Annotated in this window: 19 protein-coding genes; 10 read left to right on the forward strand and 9 right to left on the reverse strand. The window is 61.9% G+C overall.

Annotated elements, in window-relative coordinates:
• Positions 1-16: 16 nt before the first annotated feature.
• Both ASE26_RS24295 and ASE26_RS24300 read left to right on the forward strand, forming a co-directional pair.
• Positions 17-748, forward strand: a complete 732-nt coding sequence (locus tag ASE26_RS24295; protein WP_055929497.1) for an SDR family NAD(P)-dependent oxidoreductase — start codon at positions 17-19, stop codon at positions 746-748.
• Positions 749-763: 15 nt separating this feature from the next.
• Entirely contained in the window at positions 764-973 is a 210-nt protein-coding gene (locus ASE26_RS24300; RefSeq protein WP_055929494.1) for a 4-oxalocrotonate tautomerase family protein, read from the forward strand.
• Here the strand turns inward: ASE26_RS24300 and ASE26_RS31260 are convergent.
• The 3 genes from ASE26_RS31260 to ASE26_RS24310 are packed head-to-tail and all read right to left on the reverse strand — an operon-like array spanning position 968 to position 3,395.
• A complete protein-coding gene (locus tag ASE26_RS31260) occupies positions 968-1,141 on the reverse strand; it encodes a hypothetical protein (RefSeq protein ID WP_200953788.1) in 174 nt (57 codons plus the stop codon). The two genes, ASE26_RS24300 and ASE26_RS31260, sit on opposite strands and share 6 nt — an antisense overlap.
• A gap of 59 nt (positions 1,142-1,200) precedes the next feature.
• Complete coding sequence (locus tag ASE26_RS24305) at positions 1,201-1,746, reverse strand: DUF1697 domain-containing protein (RefSeq protein ID WP_055929491.1); 546 nt, start codon at positions 1,744-1,746, stop codon at positions 1,201-1,203.
• A 53-nt stretch (positions 1,747-1,799) separates the two neighbouring features.
• Positions 1,800-3,395 (reverse strand): sensor histidine kinase, encoded by a 1,596-nt coding sequence (locus ASE26_RS24310; RefSeq protein WP_055929488.1) that lies wholly within the window; start codon positions 3,393-3,395, stop codon positions 1,800-1,802.
• Positions 3,396-3,515: 120 nt separating this feature from the next.
• Between ASE26_RS24310 and ASE26_RS24315 the strand changes: the two genes are divergently transcribed.
• Both ASE26_RS24315 and ASE26_RS24320 read left to right on the forward strand, forming a co-directional pair.
• Positions 3,516-3,854, forward strand: a complete 339-nt coding sequence (locus ASE26_RS24315; RefSeq protein WP_055929485.1) for a hypothetical protein — start codon at positions 3,516-3,518, stop codon at positions 3,852-3,854.
• Complete coding sequence (locus tag ASE26_RS24320) at positions 3,851-4,696, forward strand: HDOD domain-containing protein (RefSeq protein ID WP_055929482.1); 846 nt, start codon at positions 3,851-3,853, stop codon at positions 4,694-4,696. Before ASE26_RS24315 ends, ASE26_RS24320 begins: the two co-directional genes overlap by 4 nt.
• A 13-nt stretch (positions 4,697-4,709) precedes the next feature.
• On the opposite strand, the gene ASE26_RS24325 is transcribed toward ASE26_RS24320, so the two are convergent.
• Both ASE26_RS24325 and ASE26_RS24330 read right to left on the reverse strand, forming a co-directional pair.
• The gene (locus tag ASE26_RS24325; protein ID WP_055929479.1) at positions 4,710-5,054 is read right to left on the reverse strand and encodes a hypothetical protein; all 345 of its coding nucleotides are present in this window, start codon (positions 5,052-5,054) and stop codon (positions 4,710-4,712) included.
• 204 nt (positions 5,055-5,258) lie between these two features.
• A complete protein-coding gene (locus ASE26_RS24330; protein WP_055929477.1) occupies positions 5,259-5,564 on the reverse strand; it encodes a hypothetical protein in 306 nt (101 codons plus the stop codon).
• A 94-nt stretch (positions 5,565-5,658) separates the two neighbouring features.
• On the opposite strand from ASE26_RS24330, the gene miaB reads away from it, so the two are divergent.
• From miaB to ybeY, 3 genes are read left to right on the forward strand one after another with little or no spacing between them, the layout of a single operon-like run.
• On the forward strand, positions 5,659-6,993 hold the full coding sequence (gene miaB, locus ASE26_RS24335) for a tRNA (N6-isopentenyl adenosine(37)-C2)-methylthiotransferase MiaB (protein WP_055929474.1): 1,335 nt from the start codon (positions 5,659-5,661) through the stop codon (positions 6,991-6,993).
• Positions 6,990-8,057, forward strand: coding sequence for a PhoH family protein (locus ASE26_RS24340; protein WP_055929471.1), 1,068 nt, complete (start codon positions 6,990-6,992; stop codon positions 8,055-8,057). The genes miaB and ASE26_RS24340 overlap by 4 nt, the downstream gene beginning before the upstream one ends.
• Complete coding sequence (gene ybeY, locus ASE26_RS24345; protein ID WP_055929468.1) at positions 8,041-8,499, forward strand: rRNA maturation RNase YbeY; 459 nt, start codon at positions 8,041-8,043, stop codon at positions 8,497-8,499. The genes ASE26_RS24340 and ybeY overlap by 17 nt, the downstream gene beginning before the upstream one ends.
• On the opposite strand, the gene ASE26_RS24350 is transcribed toward ybeY, so the two are convergent.
• Positions 8,496-9,119 (reverse strand): LysE family translocator, encoded by a 624-nt coding sequence (locus tag ASE26_RS24350; RefSeq protein ID WP_057247087.1) that lies wholly within the window; start codon positions 9,117-9,119, stop codon positions 8,496-8,498. The genes ybeY and ASE26_RS24350 overlap by 4 nt on opposite strands.
• Before the next feature lie 92 nt (positions 9,120-9,211).
• Between ASE26_RS24350 and ASE26_RS24355 the strand changes: the two genes are divergently transcribed.
• Positions 9,212-10,099: a LysR substrate-binding domain-containing protein gene (locus tag ASE26_RS24355; protein ID WP_055929462.1), complete on the forward strand. Its 888-nt coding sequence runs from the start codon at positions 9,212-9,214 to the stop codon at positions 10,097-10,099.
• Here ASE26_RS24355 and ASE26_RS24360 read toward each other — a convergent pair.
• Complete coding sequence (locus ASE26_RS24360) at positions 10,096-11,112, reverse strand: transporter (protein WP_055929459.1); 1,017 nt, start codon at positions 11,110-11,112, stop codon at positions 10,096-10,098. The two genes, ASE26_RS24355 and ASE26_RS24360, sit on opposite strands and share 4 nt — an antisense overlap.
• A gap of 85 nt (positions 11,113-11,197) precedes the next feature.
• On the opposite strand from ASE26_RS24360, the gene ASE26_RS24365 reads away from it, so the two are divergent.
• The gene (locus ASE26_RS24365) at positions 11,198-12,076 is read left to right on the forward strand and encodes an HlyC/CorC family transporter (RefSeq protein ID WP_055929456.1); all 879 of its coding nucleotides are present in this window, start codon (positions 11,198-11,200) and stop codon (positions 12,074-12,076) included.
• A complete protein-coding gene (gene lnt, locus ASE26_RS24370) occupies positions 12,076-13,614 on the forward strand; it encodes an apolipoprotein N-acyltransferase (protein WP_057247088.1) in 1,539 nt (512 codons plus the stop codon). The genes ASE26_RS24365 and lnt overlap by 1 nt, the downstream gene beginning before the upstream one ends.
• Here lnt and ASE26_RS31265 read toward each other — a convergent pair.
• On the reverse strand, positions 13,611-13,751 hold the full coding sequence (locus ASE26_RS31265) for a hypothetical protein (protein ID WP_200960840.1): 141 nt from the start codon (positions 13,749-13,751) through the stop codon (positions 13,611-13,613). The two genes, lnt and ASE26_RS31265, sit on opposite strands and share 4 nt — an antisense overlap.
• On the reverse strand, positions 13,748-14,641 hold the full coding sequence (locus tag ASE26_RS31270) for a hypothetical protein (protein WP_200960841.1): 894 nt from the start codon (positions 14,639-14,641) through the stop codon (positions 13,748-13,750). Before ASE26_RS31270 ends, ASE26_RS31265 begins: the two co-directional genes overlap by 4 nt.
• Positions 14,642-14,700: the final 59 nt, after the last annotated feature.

A 14,700-nucleotide genomic window follows, 5' to 3' on the forward strand; every position in this document is an offset into this window, starting at 1 on the left:
ACTCAAGGAGTTTCAAATGACTAAGACAGCCATCATCACCGGCGCTTCCAGCGGCCTCGGTTTTGCCATCGCCAAGGCCTACCTGGCCCGCGGCTACAACGTGGTCGGCAATGCCCGCACCATGGACCGCCTGCAAACCGCAGCGGCCCAACTGGGCAATCCGTCCAATTTCCTGCCGGTGGCTGGCGATATCGCCTCGCCGCAGACGGCCAGGGAATTGTTCGAAAAAGCGGCTGCACGTTTCGGCAAGGTCGACATCCTGGTAAATAACGCCGGCATCTTCATCGCCAAGCCGACGGTCGACTACACCGAAGCCGAGACCGACGCCCTGGTGGCGACCAACCTGAAGGGCTTCTTGTTCCCGGCGCAGGAAGCGGTGCGCCATATGGAGGCCAATGGCGGTGGCCATATCGTCAACATCACTGCCAGCCTGGGCGTGACGCCAGCCAAGGCGACCGCCCTGCTGCCTGTCCTGATCAAAGGCGGCCTGAATATGGCGACCCGCGCCCTGGCATTGGAAGTGGCCAGCAAGAACATCAAGGTCAATGCCGTGGCGCCCGGCATCATCAGCACCCCGCTGCATAGCCCGGATGCCGGCACCCAGGAATTCCTGAAAGGCCTGGTGCCGACCCACAAGATGGGCACCGCCGAAGACATCGCCGACGCGGTGCTCTACCTGACCGACTCGACCTTCATCTCCGGCCATGTGCTGACCGTCGACGACGGCGCCGCAGCCGGCAACTGGTAATCAAAGGAGAATGACATGCCCTATGTGAACATCAAAGTCACCCGAGAACAAGGCGGCCCGACCAGGGAACAGAAGAAGGAACTGATTGTCCGCACCACCCGCATGCTGCAGGAGGTGCTGGACAAAGACCCGGCGACCACCTTCGTCATCATCGACGAAGTGGAGACCGATAGCTGGGGAGTGGGATATGAAACGGTGACCGAACGGCGCGCGCGCCAGTCATAAGCCGCAAACGCTGTGGATATTGCTGAAGGCGACACCACCGACAATGGCGCGGCCAATGCAGCTGACCTTCTGCCAGCCATTGTCGGCCACAGCGAAGCCGCCGATTACCAGGGCCAGGACGACGCCACCGAGAATCAGGGCCCCTCTTATCGAATCATTAATCTTCATTGTGCGTCTGACAAAATCATGGATAAGCGATTTTAGACGCTCAACGCGACGGCGGACAACTAATTATTTGCCATCGCGTGCAATTTGCTGATCGTGCTCCAGTTGCGTGAAGTGACCGCATCGCCCAGTGCCTTGCCCATGGCGGCGGCAGCGCGGCTGGCCAGCACCCCATCCGGGCACCAGATATACGCAGCATGGCGTCCCAGCGCGAACGCTTCCGGCTGCCAGCGCTGCCGCGCCAGCGGTTCCAGCTTGCTGCGGTCTTCTTCGGGTTTATTGAGCACAGCCACCAGCAAGCGCGAATGGTCATCGGCCACGTGCTGCAGGCTGTTTTCCTTGACGATCTCAGCCAACTGGGCAGCCTCGATCACGGTGACTTTGGCGGGAACGCCGAGCTTCAAGACCAGCGCTTCCTCGATGTGCAGGGCGCTGTCGGCAGCATCGGCCGTGTCGCAATCGAACACCACATTGCCACTGTTGAGCAGCGTGCGCACGTCGCTGTATCCCATATCGCTCAGCACCTTGCGCAAGTCGGCCATCGCAACGCGTTTTGCGCGTCCGACATTTATGCCGCGCAGCAAGGCGATCAAGCGCTGCTTATCCATAAGGTTTCTCCCTGCATGGCTTCAGTATGCGGCAGAAACTGCAGTGGCGGCGCTCAGCTCACGGGCCGGGCGTGCAGCGGGGCGTCGGGATGTTTGTCTTCGTTCTCGCCGCCGGGTGTCACACGCGGAATGCGCAGCACAAAGCTGGCGCCCTTGCCCAGCGTACTGGAAACGGAAATGGTGCCGCCGAACTGCTTGACGATCAGGTTGAAGACAATGTTCAGGCCAAGGCCGGTACCGCCCTGCCCGCGCCGGGTAGTGACGAAGGGGTCGAACACCTTGTCCAGCATATCGGGGGCGATACCTTTGCCGTTGTCGACTACCTGCATCTCGATGGCGTCGCCTTCGGGAATGACGTTGATATCGATATTGCCCGCGCCGTCCGGCTCGAAGGCATGTTCGACACAGTTCAGCGTGAGGTTGGTGATAACCTGTGCCAGGGCGCCGGGATAGCTGTCCAGCATGATGTCATCCGGGCAGTTGATCGCGACCACGATGCGGGTTTTCTTCAGCTTGGGTTGCAGGCTCGACACCACCTCGCCGATGTACTCCTTCAGCTCGAAACGGCGCCGCGCTTCGCTGACCTGGTCGACTGCGATCTGCTTGAAGCTGTGGATCAGGTGTGCTGCGCGGTAAGCATTGTTCATGATCAGGCGCGCGCTTTCGCCGGCCGTGTCGATGTACTTCTGGATCTCCGACTTCCTGACCTGGCCGGCCTTCATCGACTCGTCGACGGCCGTGGTGGCATCCATCAGCACCGAGGCGCTGGTCAGGGCGATCCCGACCGGCGTATTGATTTCATGCGCCACCCCCGCCACCAGGGAGCCGAGCGAGGCCAGGCGCTCGGCCTGCAGCAGCGATTCCTGCGTGCGCCGCAGGTCGTCCAGCGCCTGCGCCGTTTCCTGCGCCGAGCGGCGCGCCAGGTCCTCCGCTTCGCGCGTGCGCTTGATAATCGATTTCACCTTGCGCTGGATGGCATTGAAGCCGCGGATCACGTCGCCCAGTTCATCGCTGCGCTTTTCCGGCAGCTCCTCCACTTCGTCGGAGCCGCGCGTCGCCAGTTCGAACAAACCGTCGCGCAACTTCTTCAAAGGGTCGAACACGATGCGCAAGGACAGCGCCAGCGCCACCACCAGGATCAGGTCCAGGGTCAGCACTTCCACCACCTTGCGCCGCACCTCGGCGGCCAGCGTGGCATCGATCTGGGCCCGGCTGAAATTCACCACCACGCGGCCGACAATCACCGGCTTCAATGCACTGCCGGCGGCGCCGGCATCGCGGTACGCCAGGTCGGCCACCACCGGGGCCCCCTGCACGGTCGTTTCGGATTCGATGGGGACGATGCTGCCGTCATCCTTGCGGCGCTTGCCGGAGAACAGGCCGACCGAAGTATCGTAGACGCGGATCGCCACCAGTTCCGGCGGCAGCATCTCGGCCGCCACGATATTGTCGACCTTGGCCTTGTCGAGGTCCCACAGCGCGGAGGGCAAGCTGGTTTGCAAACGGGTCAGCACGCCTTCGCGCAGGCGCTGGTTGGCTACTTCCAGTTCGTGACCCAGGCTGTACTGTGCGTAAGTGCCGGAAATGCCCAGCACAACGGTGACGATCACAACGAACAGTGCAGTCAGCCGGCCTTGGATACCAAACATTCACTCCCTCCCCATATTCCCACCAATGTAAGGGAAGCGGTGTCGCTTGGCAAGATTTTAAGGGTGATGCCTTTCCGTCACTGATGTAAGATTTGGCATGCTTATGTTGGAGATAAAAAAATGACGGCGACTTACCGCCACCTGCCTTTGGCCAAAGCCGAGCCTGGAATGGTGCTTTCCGATGAATTGCTGGACACGCACGGCCAGGTCCTGCTGCCGGCAGGTACCGTGCTGACCGAACGGATGCTGGCGCGCTTGCCGGACCATGGCATCGAATCGCTGGCCGTGGTCGACGACACGGCGCCCGATCCGGCCCAGGCGGCCGCCGAACGTGCAGCCCACCTGGCGCGCATCGAAGTGCTGTTCCGCCGCCACGATCCGGCCAATGCCGAAGATTCCGCGGCCAATGCGCTGCGCGCCCTGGTCACCGAATTTCGCGTCGGCAAGGAGGCTGCATGAGCGAGCAGCTCAGTTATGACGACGTGGTGAAGAACCTGGACGACCTGCCATCGCTGCCGGTAGTGGTGATGGAATTGCTGAATAGCGTGGACCAGGAGGACATCGACATCGCGGTGCTGGCCAAGAAGGTTTCACATGACCAGGCCCTGACGGCCAAAACGCTGCGCCTGGCCAATTCCTCGCTGTTCGGGCTGCAGGTCAAAGTCACCACGATCCAGCAAGCGATTACCTTCCTTGGCTTCCAGAGTACGCGCAACCTGATTACGGCAGCTGCCGTCACCGGCTGCTTCGCCGGCAAGCTGTGCCCTGGCTTCGACCATAGCATGTTCTGGCGCCATTCGATTGCGACAGCTGCCTGCGCCAAGGTGCTGGCACGCCACGTGCGATTCAACCAGGACTATGCATTCACGGCAGGCCTGCTGCACGATATCGGCCGCCTGGTACTGGTGTCGACGTTCCCGGACTTGTATGCGGAGGTCATCGCCTACCAGAAGCAGCACGATTGCTATACGCTGGAGGCGGAACGCGCCGTGCTCGGCATCGACCACGTCGAAGCCGGCCTGGCGTTGGCGGAGCACTGGAATTTTTCAGACACGATGCGGCTGGCGATTGCCGGCCACCACGAGCCCGGGAAGCCGGGCGCCGGCTTCCTGGCAGCGATCGTGCACGTGGCCGACGCGGTGGTGCATGCGCTGGACCTGGTGCGGAAACCGGACGACCTGGTGCCGTCCGTCTCCCCGATTGCCTGGAAAGCGCTCAACCTGGGCGAAGACACTTTCCTGCACCTGTTCCGCGAAACGGAACTGCAATATGAAGAAATTGCATTGGTGCTGATGGCTTAAGGCACCGGCACGCTCAATGCGCGCTGGCTTGCGGCATGCCGCCCTGGGTCGACGCGCCGACTGGCTTGTCTTCCGGTTTCGGGCGGCCCTGGGCATCCGACAGGCGGTACTTGGTGCGGCGGTCGCCCATCAAGTCACGCAGTTCGCGGATGCTCATGCCTGTCACTTCATGCATACGGATCAGCAGCGAAGCGCCGACCGGCAAACGGTGGTGACGGATTTTACTGATTACGGGTGGAGCAACTTCCAGCATGCGCGAAAGCGCAGCATCGTTCTTCAATTGCATTTTGCCGAGCAGGATGTCCAGCAGGTGGTTCGGGTTGTAGCTTTCCTGCGAAGCGAGAGCGTGGTGTGCCATGATGATCCTCTCTTGACAGTGGAGTGTTGAGGAAAGTGCTTGCAGTCTTGCTAAATTCTCATGCTGCTCTGCGAAGCTAACCTTGTTCAACATCAAGACTTGGCGATGATTTGCCGAAAATCTTGACAACAATGCCATTTCAACACAGTCATTATTCCTGTGTCGCACGAAAGAACCACACGGAAATTGTGTTGCGCGGATATTTCAGGCTGTAACGGAAATAATGCTGCCGGGTGCCGGCGTGCCCGGCACCGTGCGCCCGGCCTGGGCGTTTTGCGCCAATAGCTGCTGGCGTGTCAGGAAGTCTTGCTGCTGGGCCGACTGGGATTGTTCCAGGGCACGGGTTTCTTCACGGCGGGTGCTGATTTGCTCGGTTCGCGCAGCCTGCTGTTCGCGGATGCGCTGCTCTTCCTGCTGCAACTGGCGCTGTTCGGTCAGCCGGCGCTCGGCGGCGGCGTTATCGACCTGCTGGAAATTCGGGGTGGTCGGTCCTATTCCATTGATAGCCATGACGTAGCTCCCGCAGAAAATTGCTTTTTTAACTCTAGGACCCGCGCGGCCTTATTTCAAGGGCGAGGTGGCGATTTACGGTAAACTTGTGGGTATGCAGAAAAAAGTCTTCATTAAAACCTTCGGCTGCCAGATGAACGAGTACGACTCGGACAAGATGGCAGACCTGCTCGGCGCGTCCGAGGGACTGGTACGTACCGAATCCCCCGAAGACGCCGACGTTATCCTCCTCAACACTTGTTCCGTGCGCGAAAAGGCGCAGGAAAAGGTGTTTTCGGACCTGGGCACCTTCAAGAAACTCAAGCAAGCCAAGCCTGAACTGGTCATCGGCGTGGGCGGCTGCGTCGCCTCGCAGGAGGGCGAAGCCATCGTCAAGCGCGCGCCGCTGGTGGACGTGGTGTTCGGCCCGCAGACCCTGCACCGCCTGCCCAAGATGATCGAATTGCGCCGCCAGTCCGGCAAGCCGCAGATCGACATCAGTTTCCCCGAGATCGAGAAGTTCGACCACCTGCCGCCGGCACGCGTGGAAGGCGCCTTCGCCTATGTCTCGATCATGGAAGGCTGCTCCAAGTACTGCTCCTACTGCGTGGTGCCCTACACCCGCGGCGAGGAAGTGTCGCGCCGTTTCGAGGACGTGCTGACCGAAGTGGCCGGCCTGGCGGCGCAGGGCGTAAAGGAAGTCATGCTGCTGGGCCAGAACGTGAATGCCTTCCGCGGCGAAACCGCCGACGGCAGCATCGCCGATTTCGCCATGCTGATCGAATACGTGGCCGAAATCCCGGGCATTGAACGGATCCGCTTCGTCACCAGCCATCCGAAGGAATTCACGCAGCGCCTGATCGACTGCTACGCGAGGATCCCGCAACTGGCCGACCAGCTCTACCTGCCGGCCCAGCATGGCTCGGACAAGATCCTGGGCGCCATGAAGCGCGGCTACACTGCGCTGGAATACAAGTCCATTATCCGCAAGGTGCGCGCGGTGCGACCGAACGTGGTGATTTCGTCGGACTTCATCGTCGGCTTCCCCGGCGAGACGGACGAGGATTTCGAGGCGATGTTCAAGCTGGTGCAGGACGTCGATTTCGACAACAGTTTCAGCTTCATCTACAGCAAGCGCCCCGGCACCCCGGCCGCCAACCTGGCCGACGACACCGCGGCCGAAGTCAAGTCGGCCCGCCTGCAGCGCCTGCAAGCCCTGTTTGATGAAAACACCAAGCGCCACAGCGCCGCCATGGTCGGCATGACCATGCAAGTGCTGGTGGAAGGCCCATCCAGGCGCGGCGGCAGCGAGATGCAGGGCCGCGCCAGCAATACCCGCACCGTCCACTTCGACGGCGGCGCCAATGCGCAAGCCCTGGTCGGCCAAATGGTCAGCGTGCGCATCATTGAAAGTATGGATTACTCCCTGCGCGGAGAAGCGAACCTTTGAAAACTAAAACCCCTGTGCAACCGCACTACTTCGTTCCAGAACCACTGGACAACACGCGCCTGGCCCATCTGTGCGGCCCGCTCGACGAAAACCTGCGCCAGATTTCCGCGGCGCTGGACGTGACCATTTTCCGCCGCGGCGAGAAGTTCATCGTCAGCGGCACCAATGCCGAACGTGCAGTCGCCATCCTCGAGCGCTTCTATGAAGTCGCCGACAAGGTAGTACCGGTGGAGGAAGTGCAGCTGGCCCTGGTCGAACAGCGCGCCAGCGAAGCGCAGGACGATTACGCCCCAACCGGCGAAGAGCCCCCCTTCCACGAACCGGACATCACCAGCCCGCTGCTGAAGACGCGCCGCAACGACTTGCGCGGCCGTACGCCGCACCAGATCCGCTACCTGCGCAACATCCTCGATCACGACATCAGCTTCGGCGTCGGTCCGGCCGGTACCGGCAAGACTTACCTGGCAGTCGCTTGCGCCGTCGACGCGCTGGAGCGCGACGCGGTCAAGCGCATCATCCTGACCCGCCCCGCGGTGGAAGCAGGCGAACGCCTGGGTTTCCTGCCGGGCGACCTCGCCCAGAAGGTCGACCCGTACCTGCGCCCTCTGTACGACGCGCTGTACGACTTGCTTGGTTTCGACCGCACCCAGAAGATGTTCGAGAAACAGGTGATCGAGATCGCGCCGCTGGCATACATGCGCGGCCGCACGCTGAACCACGCCTTCGTCATCCTGGACGAGGCGCAGAACACCACGGTGGAACAGATGAAGATGTTCCTGACCCGTATCGGCTTCGGCAGCAAGGCCGTGGTAACGGGCGACGTCACCCAGGTCGACCTGGCGAAGCACCAGAAATCGGGCCTGGTCGACGCCATGCACGTGCTGCGCAATGTGCGCGGCATCGCCTTCAGCCAGTTCTCCAGCGCCGACGTGGTGCGCCATCCGCTGGTGGCGCGCATTGTCGATGCCTATGAAAGCGCGCAGGAAGCCAGCGCCGAAATCGCGCCCCTGCTGCAAACCGTCAAACCCGCTGTGAAAGCTGTGCGCAATGTCCGAAAAAAATAAGCTGGCCCTGTCCGTCCAATACGCCGACCCGCGCCTGCAGGAAGAAATCACCCGCCCGATGATCCGCAAATGGGTCAAGGCGGCCTTGTTCGCGCCGGCCGAACTGACCATCCGCTTTGTCGATGCGGCCGAAGGCCAGGAACTGAACCGCGATTACCGGGGCAAGGATTACGCCACCAATGTGCTGACCTTCGCCTACAACGAGGGCGAGGAAGTGGCCGAGGACGAACCGACCCGCGCCGACATCATCCTGTGCACCGACGTGCTGCAGCGCGAAGCGGCCGAGCAAAAGAAGTCCGTGGCAGAACACACCGCCCACCTGATCGTGCACGGCGTGCTGCACGCCCAGGGCTACGACCACGAGGACGACGAGGAAGCGGCCGAGATGGAAGGCATCGAAACCGAAATCGTCACCGGCCTCGGGTACGCCGACCCGTACTAAATCTGCAGCGACAGCATGGTCGCGCCGAAGGCGCAAAACACCAGGGCGCTCAGGCGCGACATGGTGCGCGCTGCGCTCCGCCGGCTGAGCCAGGCCCTGGCCTTTGAAGCCAGCCCCGCATAGATACCGTGGATAACCAGCAGCACCATGCAGTAGGTGGCAATGGCCAATGCCACTGGCACCTGCTGTCGCGCCGTCCCCGTGGCGCCGGCAACTTGCGGCAGGACCGACAGGAAGAACAATAGCGATTTCGGATTGCTCGCCTGCAGTAACGCACCGCGCAGCATTCGCCTGCCATAGCCCTTCGCAGGCGAAGCGCCGGCCGCGCCGATCGGCGCTGGTTCACGTTGCCAGGTCCTGTAGGCGAGGTAGAAAAGATAACCAACGCCGCCATATTTCAGCAGCAGGAACAGGGTCGGCCAGGAGCGAACCAGCAGCCCGATGCCGGCCGCTGACAATCCGGCCATGATCGCGGCGCCGATGGCCAGGCCCAGCACTCCATGCATGGCCGCGCGCCAGCCGCTTGCGATGGCGTTGTCCAGCGTCATCAGAACGCCGGGCCCCGGGCTGGACACGGTGAAGACCACCATGGCCACGAACATCCAATAAGTATTATTCATGCGCACAGTGTGCGGCTTGCCCGCCAGGCATTCAAACGAGAACTTGGTATGATGCGTTGAGTATTTCTCAACACCACTTCGCCGAGCTATCGATGACTGTCCGCCCGCCCCTCAACGCACTCCACGTTTTCTGCATCGTCGTGCGCGAAGGCGGCTTCCGCCAGGCGGCGCAAGCCCTGCACCTGACACCGGGCGCCGTCAGCCGCCAGGTGCAGGCGCTGGAAGAACACCTCCGGCAAGTACTGTTCGAACGTGCGGCCGGCAATTCCGCCACGCTCACAGCTGCCGGCCGGCAGCTGCACGAGCAGGCGGCGGGCAAGATGGCCGGGATCGTCGACCTGCTGCAACCCGGCGGCGGCCGGTCCAGCCAAGCGTCCATCCTGGTCGATACCAGCGTGACGCTGGCGATGCACTGGCTGATTCCGCAACTGCCGGGCTTCCGGCAACGATACCCGCACATCCACGTCGATTTGCGCACCACCGATGGCGCCATCAATCCTTCTGCACCGGTCGATGTTTTCCTGCGGCGCAATGCGGCAGAACTGCGTGGACTGCCATCCGAGGTCTTCATGCACGAGCGCTGCATCCTGGTGTCGAGTCCAGCCTTCGCAAAGGGCGCCACCCTGCGCGAGCGGCAAGATTTGCGCTGGCTGGCCAAGTCGCCGCGCATCGGTGTGCTTTCCCGGCCCGACCTGTGGCCAGGCTGGAACCAGGCGCACGGCATGGATAGCAGCGCATTGGCGCCGACCATCGGCTTCGATAACACCATCCTTGCCATCCAGGCCGCTGTACAGGGAATAGGAGTGCTGGTGGTGCCGGAAATCTTCGTTGCGGCAATGGTGGAAGGCGGTGCGCTGCAGCGCCTCGTTCCGGCCTGTATCGATAGCGGTACTTATTCGTTTGCCGTGGGCCGCCGGCGCGCCTCGCCGCGCGTGGCGACCTTTACGCAGTGGCTGAAGGAGCGCGGCAACGCCGGCTAATTGTTACGTTGGCGGAACAGCCAGGCGCCAGCCACCACGGTAAATATGGCCACGATGCCGGCGATGATCCAGAAGCCGGCCTTGTCGTCGGCCAGCGGGACGCCGCCGACATTCATGCCCAGCAGGCCGGCAATGATATTGATCGGCAGCGCCAGCACGGTCACGATGGTCAGCACATACAGGCTGCGGTTATTGGCCTCGCCGGCCAGCGCGGCAATCTCTTCCTGCAGCAACTTGATGCGCTCCTGCAGCGCGGCCATGTCGTTCAGCACCACCGCAAATTCCTCGGTTGACTCGCGCAACTCCTGGCGATCGGCTTCGCCGGCCCACGACGGCGGCCGTTGCAAAAGGCGGAACAGGGCGGCCGGTTCCGGCGCCAGCAACCGTTGCAGCCGCACCAGCACACGCCGCAGGGCACCCAGGTCGGCGCGCTTGAATTTCAGCCTGCCCGACAGGAGGTTGTCTTCGATCCGGTCCACCTTGCCGGTCGCGTCGCGCACGATGCGGGTCAGCACGTCAGCCTGGTCGCGCAGCAGGTGGGTCAGCAGCACGACGCTCGACACCAGGTTTTCGCCGCTGCGCACCGCCTGCCGCAAGCGCTCCACCGCCTGCAAGGGCTTGCGCCGGGCGCTTACCACCAGCCGCCGGTCGACGCTCAGGCAGACGCTGGAGATATCCGAGGGCTCGAAACTGAAATCCCGCAACACATCATTCACTACCGCCACCAGGGTATCGTCGGCCTGCTCGATACGGGTCGAACGCGCGCCCTCTTCGTGCAGGCTGTCGTAGTATTCATTGGCCAGCACGGCATGCTCGCGCATCCATTTTTCGCTGGCGGTGTTGGCAAGGTTGAAATGCAGCCAGAGAAATTCACCGGGTGGATTGCCGGGTTCGCGCAGCCAGTGTTCGGCCTCGGAGGCTTCGATCGGCACCGGCTGCGGGCCACGCCCGAACAGGTAACCGCAAACCAGGCCGCACTGGTCGGATCCATAGGTGACTGCACTGATCTGCATGAGTTTCCAATCTGATAATTTCGGCCGTGGCTCGGCTGTTTAGTGTATGCTATAGCACTTCGGAACGACGGCTTTAATGCCAATTATGCAAGAGCACTCTAGTAGCGTCAGGAATGACGCTAAACCACACCGGTCGCTGTTCGAGCGACTCACCGCCCTGATTTCCCCTGAGCCCGAGAGCCGCTCGGAGCTGCTTGAAGTCCTGCACGACGCTCATGAACGCAACCTGATCGACGCCGACGCATTGTCGATGATCGAAGGCGTGTTCCAGGTGTCCGACTTGTCGGCACGCGACATCATGATCCCGCGCTCGCAGATGGATGTCATCGATATCACCAAGCCAATCGAAGAATGGATCCCGCTGGTGCTGGAAACGGCCCACTCGCGCTTCCCTGCCATCGAAGGCGAGCGCGACAAGGTGGTCGGCATCCTGCTGGCCAAGGACTTGCTGCGCTACTACGCGGAAGAATCGTTCGACGTGCGCGACATGCTGCGCCCGGCGATCTTCATCCCGGAATCGAAGCGCCTGAATGTGCTGCTGCGCGATTTCCGCGCCAACCACAATCACATGGCCATCGTGGTCGATGAGTACTCCGGCGTGGCCGGCCTGATCACCATCGAGGATGTGCTGGAGCAGATCGTCGGCGATATCGAAGATGAATACGACTTCGACGAAGAAGAAGACAATATCCTCTCCATCAAGGAAGGCAAGATCGGCCCGCGCTGGCGCGTCAAGGCGCTGACCGAGCTGGAACAGTTCAACGAAGAACTGGATACCGGCCTGCTCGACGAGGATGTCGACACCATCGGCGGCCTGGTGGCCAAGCACCTGGGCCGCATGCCGCACAAGGGCGATACCTTTGACATCGCCAACCTGCGTTTTGAAGTGCTGCGCGCCGATGCGCGCCAGGTCCATGTGCTGACGGTTGAAAAACTGCCTGCCTCCCTGGACGAGCAGGACTAATGCGCTGGCGTAAGACCAAGGCAGGCGAACCGCCTGCCCCGCCCCGCTCTACCCGTAGCCGCATGCTGATCGCCGCCATCGCCGGCGCGGTTGGGGTGTTTGCGTTTGCGCCGTTCGGCTGGTGGCCGCTGCAGGTCCTTTCCTTGGCGGTGCTGGTGTACCAAGCCTTGCGTGCCGACGGCGTGCGCGCTTCCGCCCTGGTGGGCTGGGCTTTCGGTTTCGGCTGGTGCCTGGCTGGTTTCCACTGGCTGTACATCGCCATTCACGACTTTGGCGGCATGCCCGCGCCGCTCGCCGCGATTTCGATCACCCTGTTGGCGGCGGCAATGGCCCTGTATACGTCGGGCGCCATGGCTGCTACTGCCTGGCTGCGCAAGCGTTGGCCGCTGCCGCTGCCTGCTGCGGCGCTGCTGGTACTGCCGGCGTGCTGGGCTTTGTTTGAATGCCTGCGCGGCTGGCTGTTTACAGGTTTCCCTTGGGTCACCGCTGGCTACGCCCACAATACTTCGCCGCTGGCTGGCTATGCACCTGTACTGGGCGTATACGGTATCAGCTGGCTGGCAGCCATGACAGCGGGCGCCCTGCCGCTAATGATGCATCCTTTCCGCTACAAGGCGATAGGCCTGGTAGCGGCCATCTGGCTCGGCGGCTTTGTGCTGGGGCGGATCGAATGGACCGTGCCATCCGGCAAAGCGCTGTCGGTGCGCCTGGTTCAGGGCAACGTCGCGCTGCAGAACAAGTTCGATATCAAGCATCTCGGCGATATCCTGCGCATGTACCAGCAGCAGGTAACGGCAACACCGGCCGACCTGATCGCGATTCCCGAAACGGGCGTGCCGCTGTTTGCCTCGCAACTGCCGCCGGGCTACCTGGATTCCTACGGCCAGTTTGCGCGCCGCACCGGCAGCCACATCGCGCTGGGTATTCCCATGACGAATGGGGTGGAATATTCGAACAGCGTGCTGGGCCTGTCGCCAACGCTGGCAGCCAGCACTTATCGCTACGACAAGCACCACCTGGTGCCGTTCGGCGAATTCATCCCGACCGGCTTCCGCTGGTTCACCAACCTGATGCAGATTCCTCTCGGCGATCAGACGCGCGGCGCAGTAATCCAGGCCCCGTTCCCGGTGAAAGACCAGAAGGTGCTGCCAAACATCTGCTATGAGAATGTGTTCGGCGAAGAGATCGCGGAACAGATTTCGCTGACCGGTGCGACCGTGATGCTGAACGTATCCGAGCTGGCCTGGTACGGCGAATCGATCGCCATCCCGCAGCATTTGCAGATGTCGCAAATGCGTTCGCTGGAGACCGGCCGCCCAATGCTGAGCGCCACCAACAGCGGCGCAACGGTCGTGATCTCTCCGCGCGGCGAAATTGCGCACTCCCTGCCCTACCGCACGCCAGGTGTCCTCAGCGCAACGGTGCAAGGCATGTCCGGCGACACGCCTTACATCAGGCTGCAGAACAAGCTGTTCCTCGCCCTCGCCGGCTTGTCCATCGCCGCCGCCTGGCTGTGGTCGCGCAAGCTGCGCAGCTAAAAGACCTCGTCAATGGTCCTGGCGGTCACTACCGCCAGGCACCAACGCTGTAGCTCATCCGGCGAAGCATTCATCACTTTTTGACGTGCGTCCGCGTCGAGCTGCCCGAACCGCAGCTCAAGTTGGGCGTAGATCATGCTTCGCATCGACTCCAGTCGACCACGTGCTTCGCCTCGAACTTCGCCGCGTGCTTCACCGCGCGCCTCACCGCGTGCCTCCCCCCTCGCTTCGCCAATTGCCTCCCCCCTCGCTTTTCCAATTGCCTCCCCCCTTGCTTCACCCCGTTCCATTCCACGCTGTTCAGCGCGCTCTTGCCATAGATATTTCCAAGCCATTTCCAGCCTCCCGTCGAAAATTTGCTGCTGTGCTTCCAGCTCAGCCTGCAGGAATGCGTCAGTGTCATCATCCTCTCAATCAGGTCGAACACGTCCCTGGACTTCTTGCGCGTCCAACCACATGTACGCAGTCCCGTCAGCAGTTTTGCTTTGACAATCGCACGCTCTAAAGGTTCCTTGCGAGTACGCAGGGTGAACAGATGCGCCACCACCAGCCATGCAAAAACGTTGTCACTGAGCAGGAGCTCCGCCAGGCGGTCTTCAAAGTCCCGTAACTTGATGGTCTCGAAGTCGAACGTGGTGCGGGTGTTGCCGGCGGCAAGTTCAAACCGGCATGGCCGCCAGGTCGGGCTATGGTCACCCAGGATTGCGATACTGCGCATCGGCAATTGAAAATGCTCATATAAACGGTATTGGCAAACAAACATGCGCTGCGCGAACCCGCGCTGGCGGGCAGCCTGGATTTCGATATGCCACAGGTATGGCTGCCCATCCACACCGGGCGCTCGCAACAGCTTGTCGACCCGGAAAAGGCCCAGATTGCTATCGCGCGAGCATTTGGCAAGTTCCTGGTCCTGGCTCTCGGGCGCGGGACGGCATCCCCACTCTTCAAGCAGGAAAAGTTCAGTGAAATCAGGCCAGTAGAGCTCGATCGCCTGCTTCCAGGCCGAGTCGTAGTCGGCGTTTGGCATGTCCATGGCGCTTGGACTAACCGGCCGTGCATCGGTTCAGGTGGCGCGCACTGGCTTTG

Origin of the sequence: Duganella sp. Root198D2 (genome assembly GCF_001428585.1) — a bacterium.
Classification (GTDB): Bacteria; Pseudomonadota; Gammaproteobacteria; order Burkholderiales; family Burkholderiaceae_D; genus Rugamonas.

What these genes read in the sequence shown, in the direction of transcription:
- ASE26_RS31265 (WP_200960840.1), bottom strand. Translation starts at nt 13,751, where the DNA reads ATGATCTACGCCCAACTTGAGCTGCGGTTCGGGCAGCTCGACGCGGAC.
- ASE26_RS24315 (WP_055929485.1), top strand. Translation starts at nt 3,516, where the DNA reads ATGACGGCGACTTACCGCCACCTGCCTTTGGCCAAAGCCGAGCCTGGA.
- ASE26_RS24310 (WP_055929488.1), bottom strand. Translation starts at nt 3,395, where the DNA reads ATGTTTGGTATCCAAGGCCGGCTGACTGCACTGTTCGTTGTGATCGTC.
- ASE26_RS24365 (WP_055929456.1), top strand. Translation starts at nt 11,198, where the DNA reads ATGCAAGAGCACTCTAGTAGCGTCAGGAATGACGCTAAACCACACCGG.
- ASE26_RS24350 (WP_057247087.1), bottom strand. Translation starts at nt 9,119, where the DNA reads ATGAATAATACTTATTGGATGTTCGTGGCCATGGTGGTCTTCACCGTG.
- ASE26_RS24355 (WP_055929462.1), top strand. Translation starts at nt 9,212, where the DNA reads ATGACTGTCCGCCCGCCCCTCAACGCACTCCACGTTTTCTGCATCGTC.
- ASE26_RS31270 (WP_200960841.1), bottom strand. Translation starts at nt 14,641, where the DNA reads ATGCCAAACGCCGACTACGACTCGGCCTGGAAGCAGGCGATCGAGCTC.
- lnt (WP_057247088.1), top strand. Translation starts at nt 12,076, where the DNA reads ATGCGCTGGCGTAAGACCAAGGCAGGCGAACCGCCTGCCCCGCCCCGC.
- miaB (WP_055929474.1), top strand. Translation starts at nt 5,659, where the DNA reads ATGCAGAAAAAAGTCTTCATTAAAACCTTCGGCTGCCAGATGAACGAG.
- ASE26_RS24330 (WP_055929477.1), bottom strand. Translation starts at nt 5,564, where the DNA reads ATGGCTATCAATGGAATAGGACCGACCACCCCGAATTTCCAGCAGGTC.
- ASE26_RS24320 (WP_055929482.1), top strand. Translation starts at nt 3,851, where the DNA reads ATGAGCGAGCAGCTCAGTTATGACGACGTGGTGAAGAACCTGGACGAC.
- ASE26_RS24325 (WP_055929479.1), bottom strand. Translation starts at nt 5,054, where the DNA reads ATGGCACACCACGCTCTCGCTTCGCAGGAAAGCTACAACCCGAACCAC.
- ASE26_RS24300 (WP_055929494.1), top strand. Translation starts at nt 764, where the DNA reads ATGCCCTATGTGAACATCAAAGTCACCCGAGAACAAGGCGGCCCGACC.
- ASE26_RS24360 (WP_055929459.1), bottom strand. Translation starts at nt 11,112, where the DNA reads ATGCAGATCAGTGCAGTCACCTATGGATCCGACCAGTGCGGCCTGGTT.
- ASE26_RS31260 (WP_200953788.1), bottom strand. Translation starts at nt 1,141, where the DNA reads ATGAAGATTAATGATTCGATAAGAGGGGCCCTGATTCTCGGTGGCGTC.
- ybeY (WP_055929468.1), top strand. Translation starts at nt 8,041, where the DNA reads ATGTCCGAAAAAAATAAGCTGGCCCTGTCCGTCCAATACGCCGACCCG.
- ASE26_RS24295 (WP_055929497.1), top strand. Translation starts at nt 17, where the DNA reads ATGACTAAGACAGCCATCATCACCGGCGCTTCCAGCGGCCTCGGTTTT.
- ASE26_RS24305 (WP_055929491.1), bottom strand. Translation starts at nt 1,746, where the DNA reads ATGGATAAGCAGCGCTTGATCGCCTTGCTGCGCGGCATAAATGTCGGA.